A 23178-nucleotide genomic window follows, 5' to 3' on the forward strand; every position below is an offset into this window, starting at 1 on the left:
GAAAAGCTTATTCCATCTGTTCCCTATAAAAAGTAGGTGTCATTCCTGTCACCCTTTTAAAAATGCGGTTAAAATGTACAGGTGATTCAAATCCGCAAGTAGCACTGATTTGAGATATATTCATCATACTACTATTCAATAGTTTACAAGCATATCCGATACGCATATCAAGTACATACTCTTTAAATGTCTTTCCTGTGTTTTCTTTAAAGTATCGGCAGAAAGCAGCAGGGTTCATCGCTGTATAAGAAGCAATTTCATCCAGACCGATAGACTCGGTATAATGTTTATTCAAATAGGCAATCACCTTTTCCATTCTTTCATTACGCATAATAGAAGGGGACGGAGTATAATGAGAAGTAGTCAGATATTTCTTATGATTACTGGTAGCCATCATCTGTAGAAGTGAAAGCAACAGGATGATTTGATCTGCTCCTTTGGCAGAAGGAATTTGTTCCAATAACTTAATGCTTTTCCCCGAACGGGTAATTGTGAATTTAATTCCTCTGCAAGCATCCTCCAATAAATTCCTGATAGGAATAAACTGGGAGTATTGAGAAATAGAATAATGCATAAAATCTTTCTCAAACTGAATATTGACTCCTCTTACTTTCGGTTCGGATTTTTCTTCGTTATCAGATCCTTCCCCGCCGTCCGGTGGACTTTGCATACTATGAGGCAGTTCGGAACCGAAAAGAATCAAATCACCTTTTGAATAGGAGATAATGCTGTCACCCACCAGACAATCCCCCTCTCCCTTCTCCACATAAATAATTTCATACTCACTATGAAAATGCCACGGATACGTGAAACGTGGATATTCATAAAAGCGGGCACGGACGGGATTAGAAGTCGTAATAGTCAACTTCTCATTCATTATCTTCTTCATAAATCTCCTTTCTAAACTGCTTTTGCAAAGATAGGTAAATATCTTGCAAAAATACGCATCATAGCATGTATAAAAACCCGCTATTTTTGCATCCATTCATAAAAACATTTGATAGAAACCATGAACGAATTATTTAGTATTGCCGGTAAAGTTGCTGTTATTACCGGAGCAGGTGGTGTACTGGGCGGAAATATTGCCCAACACTTTGTACAGCAGGGAGCAAAAGTTGTAGCTATTGACATTCGTCAGGAGCAACTGGACAACCGTGTGGCTGAACTTAAGCAATATGGTAACGATGTAATCGGCATCATTGGTAATGTACTTGACATCGCCAGCCTGGAGAAAGTAGCCGAAGAAGTCGTAGCCAAATGGGGGCAGATTGATATTCTACTGAATATTGCCGGTGGCAATATGCCGGGAGCCACTCTCGAACCGGATCAGCACTTCTATGATATGGACATCTCTTGCTGGGAAAAAGTGACTAACCTGAATATGAATGGGACAGTCTATCCGTCTATGATATTCGGTAAGGTAATGGCAAAACAGAAGAAAGGATGCATCATCAATGTATCTTCTATGGCTGCTTATAGTGCTATCACCCGTGTACCGGGATATTCGGCCGCTAAAACGGCAGTAGCCAACTTCACCCAATGGCTGGCAAGCGAAATGGCACTGAAATACGGTGATGGTATCCGTGTAAATGCTATCGCTCCGGGATTCTTTATCGGTGACCAAAACCGTCGTGTACTTATCAACCCGGATGGTTCATTGACCGACAGAAGTAAAAAGGTGTTAGCCAAAACTCCGATGAACCGTTTCGGCGATATCAAAGAATTGAATGGTGCCGTACAATTCCTGTGCAGTGAAGCCGCTAGTTTCGTAACGGGAGCTATGTTGCCTATCGATGGTGGTTTCAGTGCATTCAGCGGCGTTTAATATTTAATCTTTTAATTTATTCAAACGTTATGATGGAAAAAACATGGAGATGGTTCGGCAAGAAAGATAAAATCACCTTGCCAATGCTCCGTCAGATAGGTGTTGAAGGAATCGTCACTGCATTACACGAGGTACCGAACGGAGAGATTTGGACAGTAGAAGCCATCAACGATTTAAAATCGTATATTGAATCGTATGGGATGCGCTGGTCGGTCGTGGAAAGCCTTCCGGTTTGTGAGGCAATCAAGTATGCGGGTACGGAACGTGAACAGTTGATTGAAAATTATAAAGTAAGTCTTGCCAACCTGGGTAAATGCGGAGTGAAAACAGTCTGTTACAACTTCATGCCGGTAATCGACTGGATACGTACGGATTTACAGTACCCTTGGCCGGACGGTACCAGTTCGCTTTACTACGACCGTATTCGTTTCGCTTACTTCGACATCAAAATACTGGAACGTGAAGGAGCTGAAAAAGACTATACAGAAGAAGAACTGCATAAAGTTACCGAACTGGACAAAGTGATTACAGAGACCGAAAAGGACAATTTGATTGATACTATTATCGTCAAGACACAAGGATTTGTGAACGGTAATATCAAAGAAGGAGATAAAAACCCGGTTGCTATATTCAAACGTCTGTTAGGTTTATATAAAGACATAGACCGGGACGCTTTACGAGAGAATATGTGTTACTTCCTTTCTGCAATTATGCCTGTATGCGATGAATATGGTATCAACATGTGCGTACACCCGGATGATCCTCCATTCCAGGTTCTCGGCCTACCCCGTATTGTCACCAATGAAGAAGATATAGCCTGGTTCCTGAATGCCGTAGACAATCCGCATAATGGGCTGACTTTCTGTGCAGGTTCTCTTAGCGCAGGCGCACATAATGATACTCGTGAATTGGCGAAGAAGTTTGCAGGAAGAACCCATTTCGTTCATCTACGCAGTACAGAGGCCATGCCGGGTGGAAACTTCATCGAAAGTTCTCATCTATCAGGAAGAGGACATCTGATTGATCTCATCCGCATTTTCGAGAAAGAGAATCCGGGACTTCCCATGCGCGTAGATCATGGACGAATGATGCTCGGAGATGAGGATAAAGGCTACAATGCCGGTTATTCTTTCCACGGACGTATGCTGGCTTTAGCACAGGTAGAAGGAATGATGGCTGTGGTGGATGATGAGAAACAACATAAGATAGAATTTTAATCTTATTTTTCATCAATATACTTTGAAATACAGGAAAGGAGCTTTACTTTTGTGAAGAAATAAAAAAGAAGAATATCATGAAAGCAAAAATGACGAAGCTCTGTCTACTATTTATTCTATTATGCTCCCTTCCTGTATTTTATTCATGCAGCGACGAAGCTGATGCTTTTTACCTATATGAATATTGGGAAGTGATGTTCGACCCGGAACCTCCTATCAGTGAAACCAGTTTGTCAATCACGGGAGGAACAAAGTTGGGAATTAAAGGTGGCGTAGCTCCTTATACAGCAGAAATAGCCGATGGGCAAATTGCTATAGCTTATGTGGACGAAAACAATGATATTCAGATCAGCTCTATAAAACTGGGCAACACGTCATTGATGGTAAAAGACGCTGATGGAAGAATCATAAAAATAGGACTAAAGGTCGTTAACGGCAAACAATCTTTTTCAGTGAATTCTGTGGAAGCAAGAATCACAGGAATAGATGAAAGTCTGTTGGATGAACAACAAAAAGAAAAACTAGAAGCGGTCATAAAAAAGATAAAGGATGAAGCGGGTATACAAGCTACAGGAGTAATAGCTTTCTCTTATGACCAAAAAAGTAGTGGTAAAGTGACAATTGTTACTAGTAAAGATAATGCTCCGAAAATAGAAGGAAGCTTCTCCCGCTCCACATCAGAGTCAGGCACTACATTCCAAATTACAATCAATGGTAAAGAGTATGACTGCAAATTTAAACTTCCCGAACGTCCCGATACTTCAAAGAGTATCACCACACGAGACCTTGGCCCGATTCCTTATTGGTTAGTGGAAGATGTGACTGAAGATTATAAATCAGATGTGACCGACCTATTCGGAATAAATGCCACCTCCCTGAAAATAGAACGCATTTATATAGGTTCATTCACTCCTTTACGATAGGTTTATTCCTCTTTCTATAAAATAGATGCGGCAAAAAGCACGAAAAACTGTTTTTTGTCGCATCTTTCATCTTTTAGTTATTAGCTACTTTATCCGTATCTTCTCTACAAAATCTTTTTTATCTATATTCAATTCTTCCAAAGAAGTGATCCGCCTACCGTTCAACACAATGTTTTCGAACAAAATATTCTCAATCTTCCTATTTTTATCATAACCTTCTATTAAAGAAGAATTGATATATTTCCCGGTACATGAAATATTACGGAATGTTATGTTCTTGACACCTCTGCCGGGACCTGTATTGTATTTTTGGTTATACATCACCCGAAGATGAAATAACTGTCCTTCCTGAATATGTTCCACACGAATGTCCTCAAAAGTAATGTTTTGTGCCAGGTTGTGATCCCCTACATTGATAGTCATACAGCCTTGGTAATCACGATCATCCTCATCATGCTCCAATATATCAATATTCCTGAATACTATATCTTCCAAAACTTCATCTCCCGTTTCCGTATTTCCATGTGTACCGATATTGATAGGATGCGCAATATCTGCCCATAGAGTAGAATTAAGTACATGAACATTGCGACAGTCTCCATAATAATTCCAACGATGCGTATAAAGAGCTATACAATCATCCGAATTACGAAGAAACACATCATCAATCATCACATCCGAGCAGGACATAAAATCCAGCCCATCACTCCAACCCTGATAGCTGAATGATTTCAGATTTTTAATAGTAATTCCGGTAGATTGTCCCCCAGAGACAGTATAATGCCGTGGATTTACCACCGTAACTCCATCAATCAGTACATTCCGGGAGTAGGTAACCGAAATTCCCTGTTGCGGTTCAAGCAACATGCCATGTCCCAATATTTTCACATTTTCTACACTGTCGCAAATGAGACAACCTTTCAAAACGGCACCACCTTCTAAATAAACCGTCGTATTACTGGGAATACGGAAGCATTTTCCAGCCGTATCAGTCGGTTCATGTATTCCAGCTTCAAAATAAATCACGTTCGGATCATTCTTATCTGGCACATTTTTGATGATAGGATTGGCAAATACATGCAAATTATTCAGGCGATCTCCATTAAACTCGACCGACAACTTTTGTGGTTTATCTATCGTAAACAATAGAAAGTTACCATCAATCTCCGGTTGGATACCTTTGGATAAAGGACGCACCACTGCCGAACGGATTTCCCCATTGTTCTTTTGTACCAATACTTCCACTTTCCCTGAAAAGTCGAACTGAACCATCGTGGCATCGGACTTCGTATCCATATCCACCTTTACGTTATACTCATAAAGATCTACCCAGTCTTTTTCTCCCACTTGCCGTACTTTTACCGTATAGTCATCATTGTGACGGGCATAATAGATGCCTTGAGGTACCGGATAGATGACTATTTCTGCTTGTATGACTCCTGTGGTCATTACAAGTAAAAATGTGAGCGCTATTCTTATTAGTTTATTCATTTCAAGTTTTTACTAATACCGTTAATGTCCTGGAATTCACCACAGATTGATACAAATAATCCATCCACACTGGCATATCCGAATCTGTGGCGAAGTCTAACACATTTTATTCATTTTATCTTGCATACATCAGCGTACCGAGCCCAAGTACGTCATAGCCACCGGAGTTAGCGTCATAATACCCACCTCCTCCTTCTATTCCTACATATTCCGTAGCTATCTTAGTATATTTGAGATTATCATCCGAGATGTCTTTTACCCCTTTGTAATGATAGTAAGGCAACGCCCATATTGCACGTTTGATCCATTTACCGCCACCAAGTGTTGTTTGCTCTTCCGGAATCGGATATCCCCATTGACTCTGTTTTTGCCATATATAAGTAGTATATGGTACAGTCTCATTAGTGTAATTACAACAAGCAGCATATTCACAAGCCCGCATGAACAGATTGTCATCATAAGCAAAAAAATCGTCTCCCTGACTCCATGCCAACTGACAAATAACTCCCATCAATCCGACACACATCAACGTGTGCCCTTGGTCACGTCCACTTTCCTGCCATTGAGCAAAGTTATAGTCCGGTGCATAATCGTGATAGATAGCACGACGTAAACGTCCGTTTGTATCACCCGTCTGCAAATGGTCGATACCTTCATTATAAATATCACGACGATCGGTTACAATGCCGATAGCCATTTTAGCCGCTATATTACAAAGACACCAGTTAGCCCAATAATGTAACGCATTCGTATCGTGATGACGTTTCAAGAAATCATCATTAGCAGGATAGAACACTTTAAGCAACCAATTCTGGAACGCTGCGAAGTCCGCACGATCCCATCCTTCATAATCCCTCAATAATTCACCGGCAATAGCAAATTCATAACCATAAAGTCCTGCGGCAAGCGATAAATTCGTATTACCTGTTACACCTACACAAGTCTGTACCCACTTATTCAGATTCTCCACTGCTTTTGCCGCATATTCATCATCTTGTTCAATCTTCCAACGAAGCGCCTGCTGATATGCAATAGTGGCCCCTCTGGCTGCATTCATATAATTTTCATCACCGGAAACTCCACGTTTAATCCATTCCGTAGGATAAGTATCTGCCGTCTTCTGCGAAAACTGACTTTCTACTAATAATTGATAAGCGCTAACCCAAGGCTCTTCTCCGGCAGCTTTTTTATCCCGGATACGCTGGAAGTCTTCCTCTGTATGCAACCCTTCATGCAGCATGGGTTCCGTTGACGGCTTAAGTTCAACCTGTTCCAAATTTACGTTATTATCAGGAAGAGGAATTTTATTCAAATCAGTTTCCACATTGACACCCGGAAGGTCAATGCCGTCCCCACATCCTACTAAAAACAGGGTAGCAAATACTGCGGTTATATAATATATCTTTTTCATCATATTTTTGGTTTAATGGTACACCGTATCTACCATTGATTACGGTGCACCCAATTATAGTTTATTGCTCTACTAACTCTAATTTGAAATTATCTATCTTAGCCCGTCCTTGTTTTACTGTAATCGTACATACAAAACCAATGACAACATCGGTAGGCTCTTCAACAGAAATATCAACTACTACATCACCCGTACCTGAAATAGAAGCGTTTGCCAGACTCTTACTTGGTATATCACTCGTATTTGCCATCTCATTACCTTTACAAACCGCAACATAACCGGTAAAACCTCTGCCGTCATATTCATAAACGTGTGCCGTCAACTTATATTTTCCTTTTTGAAGATGAGAAGTCTGATATACCTTACCATCATTTTTAGGATTGTCAAATCCCCAATCTGTTTGTAAAGCCAAACCTGCATCACTTCCATCACCATATTTCGTTTTAAATGCCAAATCAACAGCAGCACCTCCTTCACCAGCAGTCAAGTTAGAGTTCTGAACTATCCAATAAGCAGCTTTTGCCCACTCTCCTTTTTTATGGAATCCTTTATCCCCACCTTCTTTTACATATTCAAAAGGCTGTTTATAGTTCATGAGTACATATTGAGAAATATCTCCATCCACCGGCAGAGGTTGCAACATATCACTCTCTACGGGTTGTGCAATACCTTCAAACACCATTGTTACTTTTCCACCATTGAAACCCTGCGGAACCGTTACAGTAATAGAAGTCGTAGTAATCTCTTTAACCGTAACGGGTACGGATATTCCCTCAAAAGTAACTGCAACAGAATTCTTATCCGTTCCAAAACCCTTTCCTGTAAATGTTATTTCCTGTCCGGCTTTTACTAATGTACCATAAGGATAAATATACGGTGTTTCAACAGAAGTGATTTCTGGAGTTTCCCAAACCTCAAATGTGCCCGATTCGCCCATCTCTATTTCCTTACCCTGAATGATCAGTTTAATCTTCACCGAAGCTTCAGATGAAACTCCTTTGGGAACATTCACTACGATATTACCTTTATCATTCAGTGTCACTTTATCACAAACTGTTTCTCCGAAAAAGACCTGAATATTTTCAGCTTTCGTACCAAAGTTCTGACCAATGATCGTTACTTCCGCATTAATATATCCGGCTTTCGTTGAAATGCCTGTTACTGTCGGCATCGGTAATACCGTATATTTCAACTGTGTCCCGATAGTTTCAAACGGAGTAATGACAGTAATTGTATAATCTCCGGCTTCCAACGAAGCAGGTACAGTGAGTGGAATACTCTTATCCATCAAATTATCTGTATCTATTACAGCTTCTACAGGTTCTCCGCCAGCTTTAGAGAAAATTACTTTCAAAGGCTCCAACCCTTCAACAGACTTATCCAGCAATTCTTGCACAAGATTGGTTCCTGTTATTGTAAATTTACTGCCAGCAAAACCTGATGGAACCGGTTCGTCTTCCTTAGGAATATCAAGCGTTGCGTGCTTCAACACAGTGAAAGGATAAGAAGCCAAATCAATCGTTTGTTCTGCCATAATAAGTGTCATAACTCCACTGACAGCTGTCTCGGGAATTTTGGCCGTAAATTCGGTATCAGTAGGTGTACCCACAATCTCTGCCTTGTCTGTAGAAGTCCCGAAAGTCAAAGTATACAGTGTTTTAGAAGAAACAAATTCTTGTCCTTCGAAAACAATACTGGCACCCGGAAAACCATAAGAAGGTTTCACTACGCTGACACCCGGCTTACCAAGTACACGATAAACTAGATCAGTCTCCACACGTTGCCCGAAAACCTCAACGGTTATCTTTCCGTTTGTTGCCGATTCCGGCACTTTCGCAAGGATAGCATCATCGGCACAGGAGACTACTACTGCCTCCTGGGAACCGATAAACACTTTTACATCTTCAGTTCTGATTCCAAAATCATCACCATTAATGGTAAATTCATTCCCAACATATCCTTCGACGGGTTCTATCTTTGTTACGGTCGCCACAGGATCAGTGTAACTCATTGGAACAAATTCTTCATTGTCCTCGTCACAAGCAGCTAATGCGAAAAACGAGAGAAAAACGGGAAACAGATAGCTATATATTTTCTTCATAATCTTAATTATATTATCACGATGAATTACTCTTTTTTCTTTTTCCACATTATTCAAGAATCAATTTCAATTCTGTCACCTTAAAGTATGAATTACCCTTTGCCAGTGAAGTCAGGAATCCAATAACAACGTCCGTTGTCTCCGTTACTTCAAATGAAGGTGTAACCAACGTACCCGAATCATTCGCTGTTCCCATTTTATCATAGGCCACATAAACTCCATTTAATTGCTCAAGATCAGCGACATTCGGTATATCACTTTCACTATCTCCTTTAGCTATCAATACGGAAATAAAGTTCCCCGCATCAGTAACTACCAATGTATATGCATAAGTGACTTCCAGTCTGTATTTACCAGGACGGAGCGTAGCAACCTGCCACATTTTCCCATTCGTATAAGCTTCTTTATCCCATCCATTCTGGAATGCTAACGTTAAGCCTTCTTCTGATTTATATTGCATTCCGGAAACAGTCGTATTGCCTTTTGCATTGAACGATGCTGCATTTTGATTCCACACTGCCGGAGTCCACCATTCACCGTTCTTCCAACTTTCATCATTTGCCTTGGCAAACGGCTGCTTATAGTTTTGAAGATAAAGCACTGTCACATCACCCTTCGAATTAGGATTGAACATTGCACCACCTGTCATTGTATATCCGTGAATAGTCACAGTCACACTACCTGTCTGATAATCAGCAGGAGTTGTCGCAACAATAGTAGACTCATCCACCAGCTCAAATTCGGCCGGCGTTCCATTGAAACTAACAGAAATATCGGATGGATCCGTACCAAAATTTTCACCTGTTATAGTAACCTTGTCTCCCGTATCAGCTACCCCTTCACCGTCTTCACTATCAGAAGTCACTGTAATGACACGTGGTGTAGGTAGTACTGTATAATGACCGATATTCTCCACCTTTTTATTATAAATCTGTAAAGACAGATTGCCTGTTACTGCCGTTTCCGGCACCTCCACTACCAAACGGTTGTTCTTGCAGTCGAGCACTTTATTGGATTGGGCTTCACCGAAGAAAACTTTCACTGCTTCAGCACGATCACCGAAATTAGTTCCTGTAATAACAACCTGCGTAGTGACATATCCATCTGTGGGATATATACTCTCCACTACCGGCACAGGATAATCATAAACTCTATACTTGGGGTCTTGCTCACAACCGGAGAAAAGTGCGGAAACGCAAGCAAGTATTGCCAAGTGAAATGTATATTTGAATAAAAACTTCATATAATCTATGGTATTATACGTTAAACAATTGAATGATTAATATCCCGGATTTTGTACCAGATTCGAATTCAGATTGATTTGATTTCTTGGAATCGCCCACAAATAATCTCCTTTAGTAAATGCACAGTCAGATGATTTGAGGAGCACTACACAAGGTAATTTTCCTTTACCTGTTTCTACAACTTCCGTTCCTTTCGTAAAAATAGCCGGATTGAAAGCACTGGTAGCATTCCCGTTTTCGTCTACAAATGCTGTAGGATAGCTGGCATTACCTACCACCGCACCGCAACGAGACTCATTCAGATTCTCTTCCGCAATGCCCCAACGTTTCAGGTCGTCACAACGGAAACCTTCCATATAGAGTTCCAATGCACGTTCACGACGGATCTCATCCAACATTACCTGATTAACTGTCTTAGTCGCATTTGCCGGCACTCCTTCCTGAATTCGCTTTGCCAATGCATTTGTTAGGTTGGCAATTCCCGCACGGGCACGGATTTTATTTATCGACTTATTCAACTGGTCATCTGATATTTCACCATAGCGTTCCATCACAGCTTCGGCATAGTTCAAGTATACTTCTGCTAACCGAAGTACCGGATAATTGGCCGACTCATCTTTACTTTGACGTTGAATATCAGTAATTGCAAACTTAGAAACGCCATACCCACAATTCTCAACTGTCAGGCTCGTAGCATACGAACCTACATAAGAAGTCAAACGGAAATCACGATTCTGAAATTCGTCCCCCGGATTCTTATATCCCTGGAACTTATCAGACATACTAACCGGAAGCCCGTCAGTGCATAAAAACATATCAATCAATTTCCGGCTGGGACGCATATCCGTATAAATCACCTGATTCAAATCTACCTGTCCTTTACGCGTTTCCTGACTATATACAGAAGCGATGATAAATTCCTTGTTCGTCGCTCTTCCGGCACCGGCAGGATTACTAGCTTCTTCTTCAATATTAAACAGGTAACGATTGCTCATATTTCTCATAGCTGCTACATTGTTATAATTCCAAAGGGAATAAGCAGCATCTCCCATCACTGTTTCGGATAATTGAACGGATTCTTCCAGAAAAGCATTTACCTGATCGGAAGCCGGACCGGCAGAACCTTCAAAATCAGTAGAAGTGCCATTGTACTTCCGCCATGTAGCTTCATAAAGTAACACACGAGCTTTAAAAGCTTGTGCAGCCTGTTTGCTAATTTTGCCTTTGTCGGCAGAAGTGATATTCTGTTCCAACGGCAACCCTGCAATAGCCTCATCCAAATCGGAGAGAATCAAGTTGATAACTTCATAACGGCTGTTACGTTTTCCATATAGCTCCGGTGAAGTCACGTCGAGAACCTTCGTAACGACAGGCACTCCACCAAAAAACTTCAATAAGTAAAAATAGTTATAGGCACGGAAGAAATGCCCTTCGGCTAATTCTTTTTTAATATCCGCCAAATTACCTGTATAGGAAGAAACAGCTCTTTCAAACATGTGATTAGTGGCACGAATATTACTATAGCAATTATTCCAACGACTATCGTCATTAGGAATTCCCATCACACCGGTTCCCACACCATACGAATATCTGAAACAAGTAGAAAGATCGGAGGCTGCATCCATGTGATCGAATATACTTCCATAGGAAGACTGCCATCCCAATAATTGCCCGTAAAGCCCGTTAGCATATTCGCGAAAATGTTCCGGTGTCTTGAAATAAATTACATCTGTCTTGGCATCCAGTGGTTCCAAATCGAGGAACGTATTTACGCATGAAGAAAATCCCAATGCGCAGGTACAAATTAATATATAGTTCGTTATCTTTTTCATATCTTCTGTTCTGTATTTAATTTTCCATAGCTACTATAAAGTGATGTTCAGACCGAACGACCAAGTACGTGCAAACGGGTATCCACTGTTGTTGGAGGCTGCTCCCATTTCCGGGTCGAAACCGTCTCGAATACTGGTAGCTTCCCATAAATCATTACCAGAGAAATAAACACGTACTTTTTCCAGTTTTACTTTGCGAGTCCATATCTGCGGCAATGTGTAGCCGACTATTAATGTTTTCAAACGGATATAGCGGTTATTCTGCATCATAAAGTCGTTATTCTGATAATTCCAGCGTGCAAGATTCGCATTAGTAGTCAGACGAGGAAATTCCGCATTCGGATTGCTCTCTGTCCATGTTTTGCCCAAATATGTCGGGTTCTGATTGGCAGTACGTGTTTGAAAAGGATAAGCCATCCAGTCATTACGGATAACATACTGCTTGCCGACACCTTGGAACATCGCGTTCACATCAAAACCTTTCCATGCTCCTCCCAATGTGAAACCGAAAACAAAATGTGGATTGGAGTCACCAAGATATTGCAAATCGCTATTCTCATTCCCTGCACCGGAAATCTTATAATCACCATTCAAATCCAAACGTTTGGTATCACCCGGACGCAACCGGCTTGCACTTCCTGCTCCTACACCAGTCAGATCTTCTTTACCCTCTCCATAGAGTGCATAATAGCGGTCTACTTCTGCCTGATCTTTAAAGTAACCATCTGTACGATAAAGGAAGTACGAATTCAAAGGATACCCATTCACGGCTGCATTCCAACCAGCCCCATAAGAATCTGCTCCTTCCATCTCTTTCAACAGACTCTTTGTATCACCAATATTAAAGTTGGCATAGTAAGAAAAGTCTTTAATCTGATCGCGCCATCCAATAGTGAACTCCCAACCTTTTACATTCAAATGACCACTATTCGTTTTAGGAGCTTTACCTCCTAAAACACCCGGATATGTGACATTTACCAACATACCGGTATTATCTTTTATAAAATAATCGAATGTAGCTTTCAAACGATTATCGAAAAAGTTAAGATCGATACCAAAGTTTTTCTGTGAAACTTTCTCCCAAGTACGGTCATAAGAAATTAAACCGCCAAAACCTGAAGATACTTGATTAGCAGGTATAGTTCCAAAACCGGCTGTTCCAAGAGAGACAGTAGACACATAATCGTAATCACCCAGCCCGACATCATTACCCGAACTACCGTAACTTAAACGCAACTTACCAAAAGAAAGAACAGGTTTTAAAAATTCTACAAATTGTTCTTCCGAGAACGCCCAGCCCAAAGAAACGGAACCGAAGCTCTTAAAACGATAACCGGGAGCAAACTTGGAATTTCCGTCACGACGCCCCATCAATTCAACCATATATTTTTCCGCATAGTTATAATTCAAACGGGCAATATATGAATAGGTACCATTATGAGTCTTTCCTCCACCGTTACCCTGTGTACCCGTAGCCAAATTCAAATCGTAAATTCCGGCATCCTCAAACTTCTCACGGGCGGTAACGACTTTTTTATTTACCCACTTCTCGGCACTGATACCGAACATAGCATCTATATTATGTACTTCGGCAAATGTACGCTTATATTTCAATAACCCTGAATAGTACTGATACCGGGCATTATTTGCCTGTACCAAATATCCCGGCTGATGAGAATCTTTAAAGTTCATCACATCTTGCGGAGTACTAAGGGTTTGTGTTGTTTCATATACTAACTTCGCCGTCTGCTCGCCGAACCAATTGTAACACTGTACCGGAAGCGAATAGCGTTCTCTACGGTATTCCTCATTTTGAAAGGAAGCAGTACCCTCGAAAGTGATTCCTTTCCAAATATCCACCAATGCTTTGAAATCGACACGGGTAGTCAGTTTTTCCCTCTCGTCACGTCCTCCATCTGTTGTAGCTGCCGCCGCATTGCGGTCGCCCACATTACCAAAGTTGGCATACCATTGTCCATAGGGATTCTTAGCCGGAAAAAACGGAGCATCATTTCCGTAAAGTGTACGGTCGATACCATGTGTCGGTGTTTCAGTATTTGTTTTAATCATACTTGCCGAAGTTTCCAATTTGAACCAATCAGTCAATTTGATTCCATAATTCAAACGCAAGTTCAACTGTTTCTGCCCGTCATAAGCAGTGGCCAGATTGGCTTGGTTATCAGCATAAGCTAAAGAGATGCGGTAATCGGATTTATCTGTAGAACCTGCTACACTCAAATTATGCTGGTAAGAATAACGGCGGGCAAACAATTCATCCAGGCGATTGGCATTACCAACGAACATCGTACCCCAATCGGCTACAGTCGACTCATAAATACCTTCAATGCCTTGAGCCATCTTCTTCAGGTTTTCTTCTCCCCAGCCCCACCAGTCATGTTCCGGCATTTCTTTATTGGCTTCCAGCCACATGGAAGCATATTCCTGCATACTGGGAGAGAAAGCCATAATACCATTGGTAGTGAAACGCATATTGAAGCCATAATCAACCGTTGTCTTGCCTTTACCTTTTTTGGTAGTTACCAAGATAACGCCATTAGCTGCTTTCGCCCCATAAATGGAAGCTGAACCGTCTTTCAAAACACTAATATTCTCAATATCATCTGAGTTTAGATTTTGGAATGACTCTGAATTCAATACAGGTACCCCATCTACAATAATCAACGGACTACCTCCATTGACAGATGTCAGACCACGAATCTGGAAATTTAAACCTTCATTACCCGGACGTGAGGAAGAACGAGTGACTACCAACCCCGGAGTGGCTCCTTGCAGAGCAGCACCGACATTGGTAATGGCACGACTTTCCAATACCTGGCTACCAATTTGTTCTACCGCCCCTGTCAACGTCGCTTTTTTCTGCGTGCCATAACCCACTACAACAACCTCGTCCAGTGCATTATTATCTTCCTTTAATACCACTTTAAAATCAGAGCGGTCGTGAAGGTTAATAATCTGATCTACATATCCGATATAGCTAACTTTTATCTGTTTGGCATCAGCAGGAATATTCAGCGTAAACCGACCGTCAATATCGGTAATTACTCCTGCATTGCTTCCTACGACCACTACATTACAACCAATCAGTGGTTCACCATTCGCATCTGTCACAAGTCCTTTGATGGTGCGGCCCGTCTGGACTACCATCAAACTCTCTTCTACAGAATCATTTGCATAGAGCAATACACCGGGCGAACCACCCAGCAGCATGGCGAAAGCCAATGCGACTCCTTTTGAACATAAGAATTTGGATTTAATTTCCATAATACTATTAAATTGTTAAAGTTAATATGTGTTTTTCCGAATCTGGTATTTAACCGACTTTGGAGAATTCATTTTTCAAATAGGTGCGAACAGTCTTACGAGCCAGTAATAGTTGACATTCTACTGTACGGGGAGATAAGGACAGCTTTCCTGCAATGGCAGGACAAGAGAGTTCATGATTGAAACTAAGTTCATAAATCTGACGGCGTTTGACAGGAAGAGTTTCCATTACCTGATCGTGCATCTTCTTTAGTTCACGAAAATGAATGGTATCTTCTGTGGTATTCCGACTGGTGTCTTCCATCCTATTATATACGTAGGCGACGAAATCTTCCTGTTTATAATAACGACGGATTTTATCGGTTACTATATTGCGAGCGATGGTAAAAAGCAAAGACCAGACTGTATCTTTGTTCACGAATGCCCTGTGTTCCCATAAGCGGACAAAGACATCCTGTGCCAAATCTTCCGCTTCATGCGGATGGCAAATGCGGATAGCGATATAGTTCTTGATATACTCCTTATATTTAAGATAGCATTCAGAGAAGAAGTCGTCAAATGTAGCTTGCTGTTTATTCATGGCATTAAATTTATCCGTTTAACGATGATACAAAAGTAGGAACAAGTTTCAAATTCAAATACCACAAAAGTAACAGATAACAAAACTATCGTAACAAGCGTGTATTTTTGCAAAAACTTCCCATTTCATCGGGATAAATCTAACCGTTACACCAATAAAAAAGGGGATGTCGTTACATTTGACGACTCCCCTGTTCTTATATTTGCATGGATGAAAGCTTTCATCCGGAAGGATTCATTATTTATTTTCCTGTGATGCCTGGAAATCCGGTATACGTTTTACGTTCGCACCTTTCATCACACCTCTTTTGATCGCTTCATTCGTATCGCTGATTTCTTTCTTCACACGTTTATAGTATTCTTTTGTCAGTCCTTTCTCTACTGCTTCCGATTCTGTTACTGCCCAAAGATACTGATAATCCATCAACATCAAATCCGGTGCCACTATTTTAAAGAAAACACTATCATTTGCAAATTTTTCACGTAAGTCTCCCAAATAGATGGTATCTGCAGGATTTACCTCCTTAACATTTGCATTATTTTTTGAACTGCTACCTCCGCAAGAGGATAACATCAAACCTCCTACCAATGAAATTAAAACTAATACTTTCATATCAACATATATTATAAAATAAAACTTTTTCTGCTCCAATGTGAACAAGATCTTACAATTATCTCACTTATTGAGCGCAAATGTAATAATTAAACTACAAACACAAACACAATGTCATTCTTTTCTTCCCGATTCCTCGGCATATTGCTTGGGAAGCATCCCGAACATTTCTCTAAAACACTTCGAGAAATAGCTGGGTGAACTGAATCCTACCCGGTTCGCTATTTCAACAATCGGCAACTGACTTCCTTGTAATAATTGTGCCGCCCGTTTCAAACGGATGCTGCGAATAAAGTCTGTCGGTGTGTGTCCGGTGATGGATTGCAGCTTGCGGTAAAGGCTCATACGCACCATACCCAAATCGCCACTCAATTCTTCTACGCCATATTCCGGATTGTCCATGTTCTTTTCTATGTATTCCAGACACTTCTGTATGAGCTGTTCGTCTACTGAAGTAATGGTGATAGCACTCGGATTTACTTCTATGTTTTTACGGAATTCCTGTTTTCTCTTTTCCTGCTGCTCTATCAGCTTTTCAATGCGTACCATCAGCATATCAAAGTTGAAAGGTTTCGACATATAAGAGTCTGCTCCTACTTCATAGCTGTTAATCTTGATATCATCGGCAGTACGGGCTGTCAATAATATCACAGGTATATGGGAAGTCTGCACGTTCGTCTTGATCCGACGGCAAAGTTCGATACCGTCTACTTTCGGCATCATAATATCGCTGATAATCAGGTTCGGATTTTCCTCTATCGCTTTTCGCTCTCCTTCCTCGCCGTCTGCCGCTTCAATGATTTGATAAAAATCTTCTAACTGTTCTTTCAGGAAAGTACGGAATTCCTGATTGTCCTCCACTAACAACAGTTTCTTCAGGTTATCATCGACTGTAGATGTAGTGGTTTCTTTCTCTTTAATGTCTGGTGTTTCCGTTCCGATGATTTCTTCCGGCAGTTCGTTCGGTTCCGGTTTCAGGTCCATCGGCAACCAAACGGTGAATACTGATCCACGATCTATCCGGCTGTCCACTTTAATACGGCCACCATGTATATTTACATATTCCCTTACCAAATGAAGTCCGATGCCACTACCTATTTTTTCGTCTCCTTCATTTCCTACCTGATAGAAACGGTCGAAGATATAAGGAAGGTCTGATTCGGATATTCCGATTCCAGTGTCCGATACGGATATTCTCACGTAGTTTCTTCCTTCTATTTCTTCTGTTGCAAGCAGTAAGTCTACCGTCCCGCCTTCCGGCGTATATTTGAAGGCATTGGACAAAAGATTATTCACAATCTTATGTACCTTATCCCGGTCGAAGAACATATAAAGCGCTCTATGTTCAGATTGGTTCACAAAGTTAAGGTGCTTCTCTACTGCCATTGGCATGAAGTTGTTATAGGCAGAAACAATAAATTCCTCCATATCGCCGTTCATCAGATGCAACCTCTCTCCTTTCATTTCCAGTTTGCGGAAATCGAGTAGCTGATTCACCAATGACAATAGGTTTTGAGCATTCTTATAGATGGTATTCAGTTGTTTTTTCATCGCATCGTCTGTCAATCGACGTATCACCATGTCTAATGGCGTGATAATCAATGTCAGCGGAGTGCGGAGTTCATGGCTTATATTTGTGAAGAAGCGGAATTTCATCTGATCCAGTTCTTCTTTCTGCTTCAACGCTTCCTCTTCTTGCATACGAATCATCTTCTGCCGGTTGCGGCGGTTTATTACGTAGATCAGCCCGAAGATTAAGAGAATAACTAAAATTGCATAGAAAATACGAGCGGCCAGTGTATCCCAGAATGGGGGATGAATTACAATTTTGAATGCAGACTCCGGTCCCCATATCCGGTCGTTTCCGGCAGCGGACACACGGAAGATGTATTCGCCCGAAGGGAGATTATTATAGACCACACGTCCTTGTCCATTCTCAAAAAGGGTTTCCGTCCATTCTTTGTCAAATCCTTCCAGTTGGTAACGGAAAGAGGTTTGAGAAGGATTAGGGAAGTTCAGACCAGAAAACTCAAGTGTGATATAGTTCTCATCATATTTTAATTGTACTTCGTCCGAATAACTTAATGCTTTATCAAATAAGACACGTCCGTTATATATTTCGCCCGAAACAACCGGAACATTAAACAAGCGGAATGAGGTAAACAGAGGACGATTGAGGCACTGATTATCTATCATGTTTTCTGGTGAGAAAGCAATAAAGCCGTTCATCAGCCCCAGGAAAAGCTGATTGTCCCTGGTCATTAACGAAGGGAAACTATATAAATCATCCTGACGGATTTCATCTTCCGACAGACAGCTGATTACATGAAAACTGTATTTATCTGCTCTTCTGTCTACTTTTATCTTATAAATAGAAGTGACTGTCGAAATCCATATATCATGGTTCTTATCTTCCACTACGTTCAGGATAGCTTTAGACAGACCTTCTTCTTTCCCTAATGTGTAGCTTTGCCCATTGTAAGTCAAAACGCTCAAGCCATATTGTGTAGCAAACCATAAAGTTCCCTCATGGTCTTTGAGGATCTGATTATACTTGATACTTCCCTGATTGAAAATAGAATTAGCCTGCCCGTCTTCCTCCGGTATCCATATTTTATTCGTTGCAGGATCGTAAATGTAGAGTCCATTATCACTGCCTACGACCAACCGGGATCGATTATCTATGGCCAATGCATTCGCTACTTTATATTTTTTGAGTTCGGGAAACTGTTCGGACAATAAGTTTATTTGCCCGTTTTCAGGATTGAATAATCCTACACCACCATATATACTTACCCACAATCGACCGGAAGAATCTTCGACCATGACACGGATATTACTGAAATCCAATTCATTCTGATAATCCGTATCGGGATAATCGTAAGATTGTACCTTTCCATGATCTATGCAGTAGAGCCCATCGTGGTATGTTCCGACCCAAACACGCTTCTTGCTGTCCTCATAAAGTACACGGCAATTCTTCTGACTGAATTCATGATAGAATCTGTTCATGCTTTTAGTCTCCGGTTCATAGCGATAGACACCCTGCGTAGTACCCATCAGAATTTCTCCTTTAGATGTTTCGAGCATACAGCGGATTTCCTCTCCTTTCCAGTCGCCATTTATCATCTTCTTATTGTACAGCACTATTTTATTCATGCTGGGATGATAATAACACATTCCCTGATTATAAAGTCCTATCCAAACGGAATTATTTTCCCGGTCGCAATAGATGCTTTGAATACCGTTTCGTACTGTATTACCTGATAATAAAGGAATATCCAGTGTCCGGGTTACAGAGAAATTGTGCATATCAATGACATAGAATCCATCGATAACGGTTCCTACCCATGCATTTCCACCTTTATCCACATCCATAGAAGTAAACCATGAATAGTGTCCGAGTTGGATACCTGAAATTTGGTTCCATTTTTTATTATAGACATCATAATAGCCTACTCCACGATCCCACATCAACCAAAAGTCACCATTATCGAGTATCTTCAAAACCACACGGTCATCCGGTTTCAGTTGGTCTTTCAGGAAATCAAGTTGATGCACGAAACGTTTCTTTTCTAAATCGTAGCAACGGATAGCCCCTTTCTGATGAACCATCCAACTGTATTTTCCATGACTTTCTACTCCGAGTAATCCTCCATAGTATTCCATAAACTCATCATTCCTACAAACCTGTTCGATTGATTTTGTCTCTGCATCGTACATATAGACAGAGGAACCCGGCGTCAGAAACCAACAATGTTTCTCTGAATCAATAATCAGGTCCGCCACTTTATCCTTTAAGCCGAATTGTTGAAATAAAGAATCTACGTTATAGATGTACTGTTCGGTAGTCAAATCGAAGACGCGTAGGCTCTTGCGTTCTTTCATCCACAAACGTTTGTCGGCATCAATATATTGTTCGGGAATAATATGGTTATATGCTATCGAATATTCGCCATGAATATTGAAAGGGAAATTTGAATAGTTCGCACCATCATACAGGCTTAATAACACAGTACTTCGCACACCGATACGTCCGTCGGGAATGGGGAAAACGCTTTTTACATAGTTATCCGGTAATCCTTCGACAACTCCAATCTGGCGGAATACATAAGGGGATTCTTGCGAGCTAATATAACCCGGATACAATAATCCCATTAGTATGATTAACAAACATATTCGAATTTTCATGGCCATCTTTTTTTGTAGTACTATTATTAAGTACGAACGAAGAATCAAATCCCCTTATCCTACTTTACTATTATTTTCTGAATTTCGAGTTTATCTCCGGCTTGCTCTATCTGTAAACGAAGTACACAAGCTCCTGCGGGAAGAGTGAGTTTTCCTATTTCTCTTTCCGTCCATTGTATAGAACTGGGTAATTGCATGGGTTCTGTCTTTACTTCTGAATCAGAAGCTACGGACAATAAAGAATTTCCTTTTGATTGATAAACAAGATAAACGGTATAATCTCCATCGGTAGGAATACTTACAGTATAATTCATCCATTCTCCATCTTCTATTTGGGTAACGACGTAATTATCTTCTTCTTTTCGTAGCTCTACTGCTCCGTCAGGTCTGTATTCGTTGCCACGTTTCTTTCCTACATTGTGATAGGTATGCCCTTCGGGATCTTCCGCAAGACAATAATAATCGTAATCGGCAGCCGATATTTCACAAGGTAGCAAATGAATTCCTGATACACGCTTTCCCGTAGAGAAAGAAACGGGATCGCCTGCCATCCAGGGAGTCAATCGCTTGGTCAATGTTCCCCAGCCAGTCCATTCATAAAACCAGTTGGGTGCTATCCCCCAGTTTTCGCAACCGTGATGTTCTATCATATAATCACGGTAACGTTTCAACCAGGTATAGTTGTTCTCCGGCAATCCAGCACGTACTGCATAATGCGCCAATGCCATTTCACGAGTTCCGCCACTACCTGCTACGTCTCCACGTCCGTGAGGAGATACGGCTACGGATTCCCAACGTCCACTACGGCTTTTTATCTGGAGAAATTTTCCGTTCTCAAAGGTAACTTCATTTGAATTCTTACTATAACTTGTCGGTTCCCAAGGCTCTTTTTGCTCTTCATAGGTCTGGACTTTAGAGAGGTTATAACGATAGTTCCATTCCAAACCAAGAAGCAAACGGTTATTGAGACAATTATACAAAGAATCTCCCTGATTCCATGCCATTTCTGCGATAGCTACATAATTGTGGATACCTGCCAATACATGTCCCTGGTCGCGACTCGACTCCTGACATTGACCGTTTGGATAGATATAATACTGTAGCTGTTCATCGTATCCATAATCTGAAATCTTGTTTTCTCTTCCTTCCAATTTATAATCAAGCATGGTTGGTGATTTCTTAATCGGTTCTTTGCTAGTGACCGTCGGTCCTGAAGGATAAGGTAAATCATCCGGTCGATGCTTCATTCCCAATAAATAACGGTAAGCACGGTCATACATTACTTCGTTATCTAAGTAAATCCCCATTGCCATCATTCCACGAGCAGCGAAAAGTCCTTGATTACCAAACCTTGCGGCATCGAAATTAAAAATATTCCAATAGAATGTAACTCCGTTCTTTGAATCATCCCAGTAATTTGCATATTTGGAAGAGAAATCTTCCGTATTGCTATATCCAGGATAGACCAACATATTTTTAAAACGTTGCTGGTCTTCTACTTTCCAACCGGAATAATCACGCATTAATTCGGCGGCATCAATTAAAAGGTAAATCTTTCCGTTATCTAATGGTCCTGTTCCACGACTACTTGTATTGGTATAATAAGAATTAGCATTCAGATATTCGACCGCTTTACGGGCATAAGCCTCATCGCCCGTCAGATGCCAAAGCAATGCTAAGTCATGTGCCCGCCTGCCATCTACTCCGATAGTAGCATTAAAACGTCCTTCTCTGATTTGTTTTCCCCGATTGATAACTTGCGTATTGAGTGAAGAATAGGGAGATTCCTTTAATTTCAGAAAAGTAGAATAATAAGGCTCATGTTTCGCCTTGACCATAGCTTTCATCCGGTCTAAATCACCTTGGGTATAGGTGATTCCGGGATGGATAAAGTTACGTCGTTGCGCTTGCACTCCATTTTGAATATTCCCAATCCATACAATCCCAATAATCCATATAATTTTGTTAATCATAGTGCGATTCGTTTTTTATACAAGTGATAAGCAAAGATAGTATTTAGTAATAAAAAGGAGTTCAAAGTGAATGAAACATTTACTTTGATTAGCATAAACCCGGGAATAAAACTCTTGTATTTATACTCATGGTTCTCTTCCAGACTCCTTAATTCTGATTCCAGTGCAGCTTTGCTCTCATCTATTAATAGATAAGTTATTATCTTCCTATTGCAAAGTTCTTTCCTTCTAATACTAAAGTTACTCTTATCTAATCAGGGAAAACGCACGAGTGCTAATTGTTTAATAATCAATAGTTCCCTTCTCTTCTCAAAACTTATTTAATGGCAATACTCTTGTATATCTAATAATAAATAAAGTCTTCCTAGTTACTTTTCCTCATATAGACGTGTCACAACTTTACATGGTCATGCCACCTATTGCTTTCATCCTTTTTAATCTTCGGGCTTCTTCAATTGATATATTGATTATTTATATTGTATTCATTCTGGTATTT

Annotated in this window: 14 protein-coding genes; 3 read left to right on the forward strand and 11 right to left on the reverse strand. The window is 40.7% G+C overall.

Annotated elements, in window-relative coordinates:
- Nucleotides 1-7 precede the first annotated feature (7 nt).
- Nucleotides 8-889 (reverse strand): AraC family transcriptional regulator, encoded by an 882-nt coding sequence (locus HMPREF0106_RS03610; RefSeq protein ID WP_032851615.1) that lies wholly within the window; start codon nt 887-889, stop codon nt 8-10.
- Between the two features lie 120 nt (nt 890-1009).
- Between HMPREF0106_RS03610 and HMPREF0106_RS03605 the strand changes: the two genes are divergently transcribed.
- The 3 genes from HMPREF0106_RS03605 to HMPREF0106_RS03595 all read left to right on the forward strand — a co-directional run bounded on the left by HMPREF0106_RS03605 (nt 1010) and on the right by HMPREF0106_RS03595 (nt 3965).
- Nucleotides 1010-1825, forward strand: coding sequence for an SDR family oxidoreductase (locus tag HMPREF0106_RS03605; RefSeq protein WP_008020332.1), 816 nt, complete (start codon nt 1010-1012; stop codon nt 1823-1825).
- 29 nt (nt 1826-1854) lie between these two features.
- Nucleotides 1855-3042 carry a mannonate dehydratase gene (gene uxuA, locus HMPREF0106_RS03600; protein WP_009040943.1) on the forward strand — a complete coding sequence of 396 codons (1188 nt, stop codon included), beginning with the start codon at nt 1855-1857 and terminating at the stop codon, nt 3040-3042.
- Nucleotides 3043-3119: 77 nt separating this feature from the next.
- Nucleotides 3120-3965, forward strand: coding sequence for a hypothetical protein (locus tag HMPREF0106_RS03595; RefSeq protein ID WP_008643187.1), 846 nt, complete (start codon nt 3120-3122; stop codon nt 3963-3965).
- A gap of 84 nt (nt 3966-4049) precedes the next feature.
- Here the strand turns inward: HMPREF0106_RS03595 and HMPREF0106_RS03590 are convergent, their stop codons facing one another.
- From HMPREF0106_RS03590 to HMPREF0106_RS03545, 10 genes are all read right to left on the reverse strand, one after another.
- Nucleotides 4050-5456 (reverse strand): glycosyl hydrolase family 28 protein, encoded by a 1407-nt coding sequence (locus HMPREF0106_RS03590; RefSeq protein ID WP_008643185.1) that lies wholly within the window; start codon nt 5454-5456, stop codon nt 4050-4052.
- Between the two features lie 115 nt (nt 5457-5571).
- Nucleotides 5572-6870 (reverse strand): alginate lyase family protein, encoded by a 1299-nt coding sequence (locus HMPREF0106_RS03585; protein WP_009040944.1) that lies wholly within the window; start codon nt 6868-6870, stop codon nt 5572-5574.
- Nucleotides 6871-6928: 58 nt separating this feature from the next.
- Entirely contained in the window at nt 6929-8968 is a 2040-nt protein-coding gene (locus HMPREF0106_RS03580; RefSeq protein ID WP_050427897.1) for an IPT/TIG domain-containing protein, read from the reverse strand.
- Between the two features lie 49 nt (nt 8969-9017).
- Nucleotides 9018-10211: a DUF5013 domain-containing protein gene (locus HMPREF0106_RS03575; RefSeq protein WP_004302353.1), complete on the reverse strand. Its 1194-nt coding sequence runs from the start codon at nt 10209-10211 to the stop codon at nt 9018-9020.
- 36 nt (nt 10212-10247) lie between these two features.
- Nucleotides 10248-12044: a RagB/SusD family nutrient uptake outer membrane protein gene (locus HMPREF0106_RS03570; protein ID WP_004316047.1), complete on the reverse strand. Its 1797-nt coding sequence runs from the start codon at nt 12042-12044 to the stop codon at nt 10248-10250.
- Nucleotides 12045-12077: 33 nt separating this feature from the next.
- A complete protein-coding gene (locus HMPREF0106_RS03565) occupies nt 12078-15326 on the reverse strand; it encodes a SusC/RagA family TonB-linked outer membrane protein (RefSeq protein WP_009040946.1) in 3249 nt (1082 codons plus the stop codon).
- A gap of 49 nt (nt 15327-15375) precedes the next feature.
- A complete protein-coding gene (locus HMPREF0106_RS03560; protein WP_008774962.1) occupies nt 15376-15906 on the reverse strand; it encodes a sigma-70 family RNA polymerase sigma factor in 531 nt (176 codons plus the stop codon).
- A 237-nt stretch (nt 15907-16143) separates the two neighbouring features.
- On the reverse strand, nt 16144-16518 hold the full coding sequence (locus tag HMPREF0106_RS03555) for a hypothetical protein (protein ID WP_008770872.1): 375 nt from the start codon (nt 16516-16518) through the stop codon (nt 16144-16146).
- A 114-nt stretch (nt 16519-16632) separates the two neighbouring features.
- Nucleotides 16633-20709, reverse strand: coding sequence for a hybrid sensor histidine kinase/response regulator transcription factor (locus tag HMPREF0106_RS03550; RefSeq protein ID WP_009040947.1), 4077 nt, complete (start codon nt 20707-20709; stop codon nt 16633-16635).
- Between the two features lie 59 nt (nt 20710-20768).
- Nucleotides 20769-22682 carry an alginate lyase family protein gene (locus HMPREF0106_RS03545; RefSeq protein WP_004302341.1) on the reverse strand — a complete coding sequence of 638 codons (1914 nt, stop codon included), beginning with the start codon at nt 22680-22682 and terminating at the stop codon, nt 20769-20771.
- Nucleotides 22683-23178: the final 496 nt, after the last annotated feature.

Origin of the sequence: Bacteroides sp. D22, from assembly GCF_000163675.1 — a bacterium.
Classification (GTDB): Bacteria; Bacteroidota; Bacteroidia; order Bacteroidales; family Bacteroidaceae; genus Bacteroides; species Bacteroides xylanisolvens.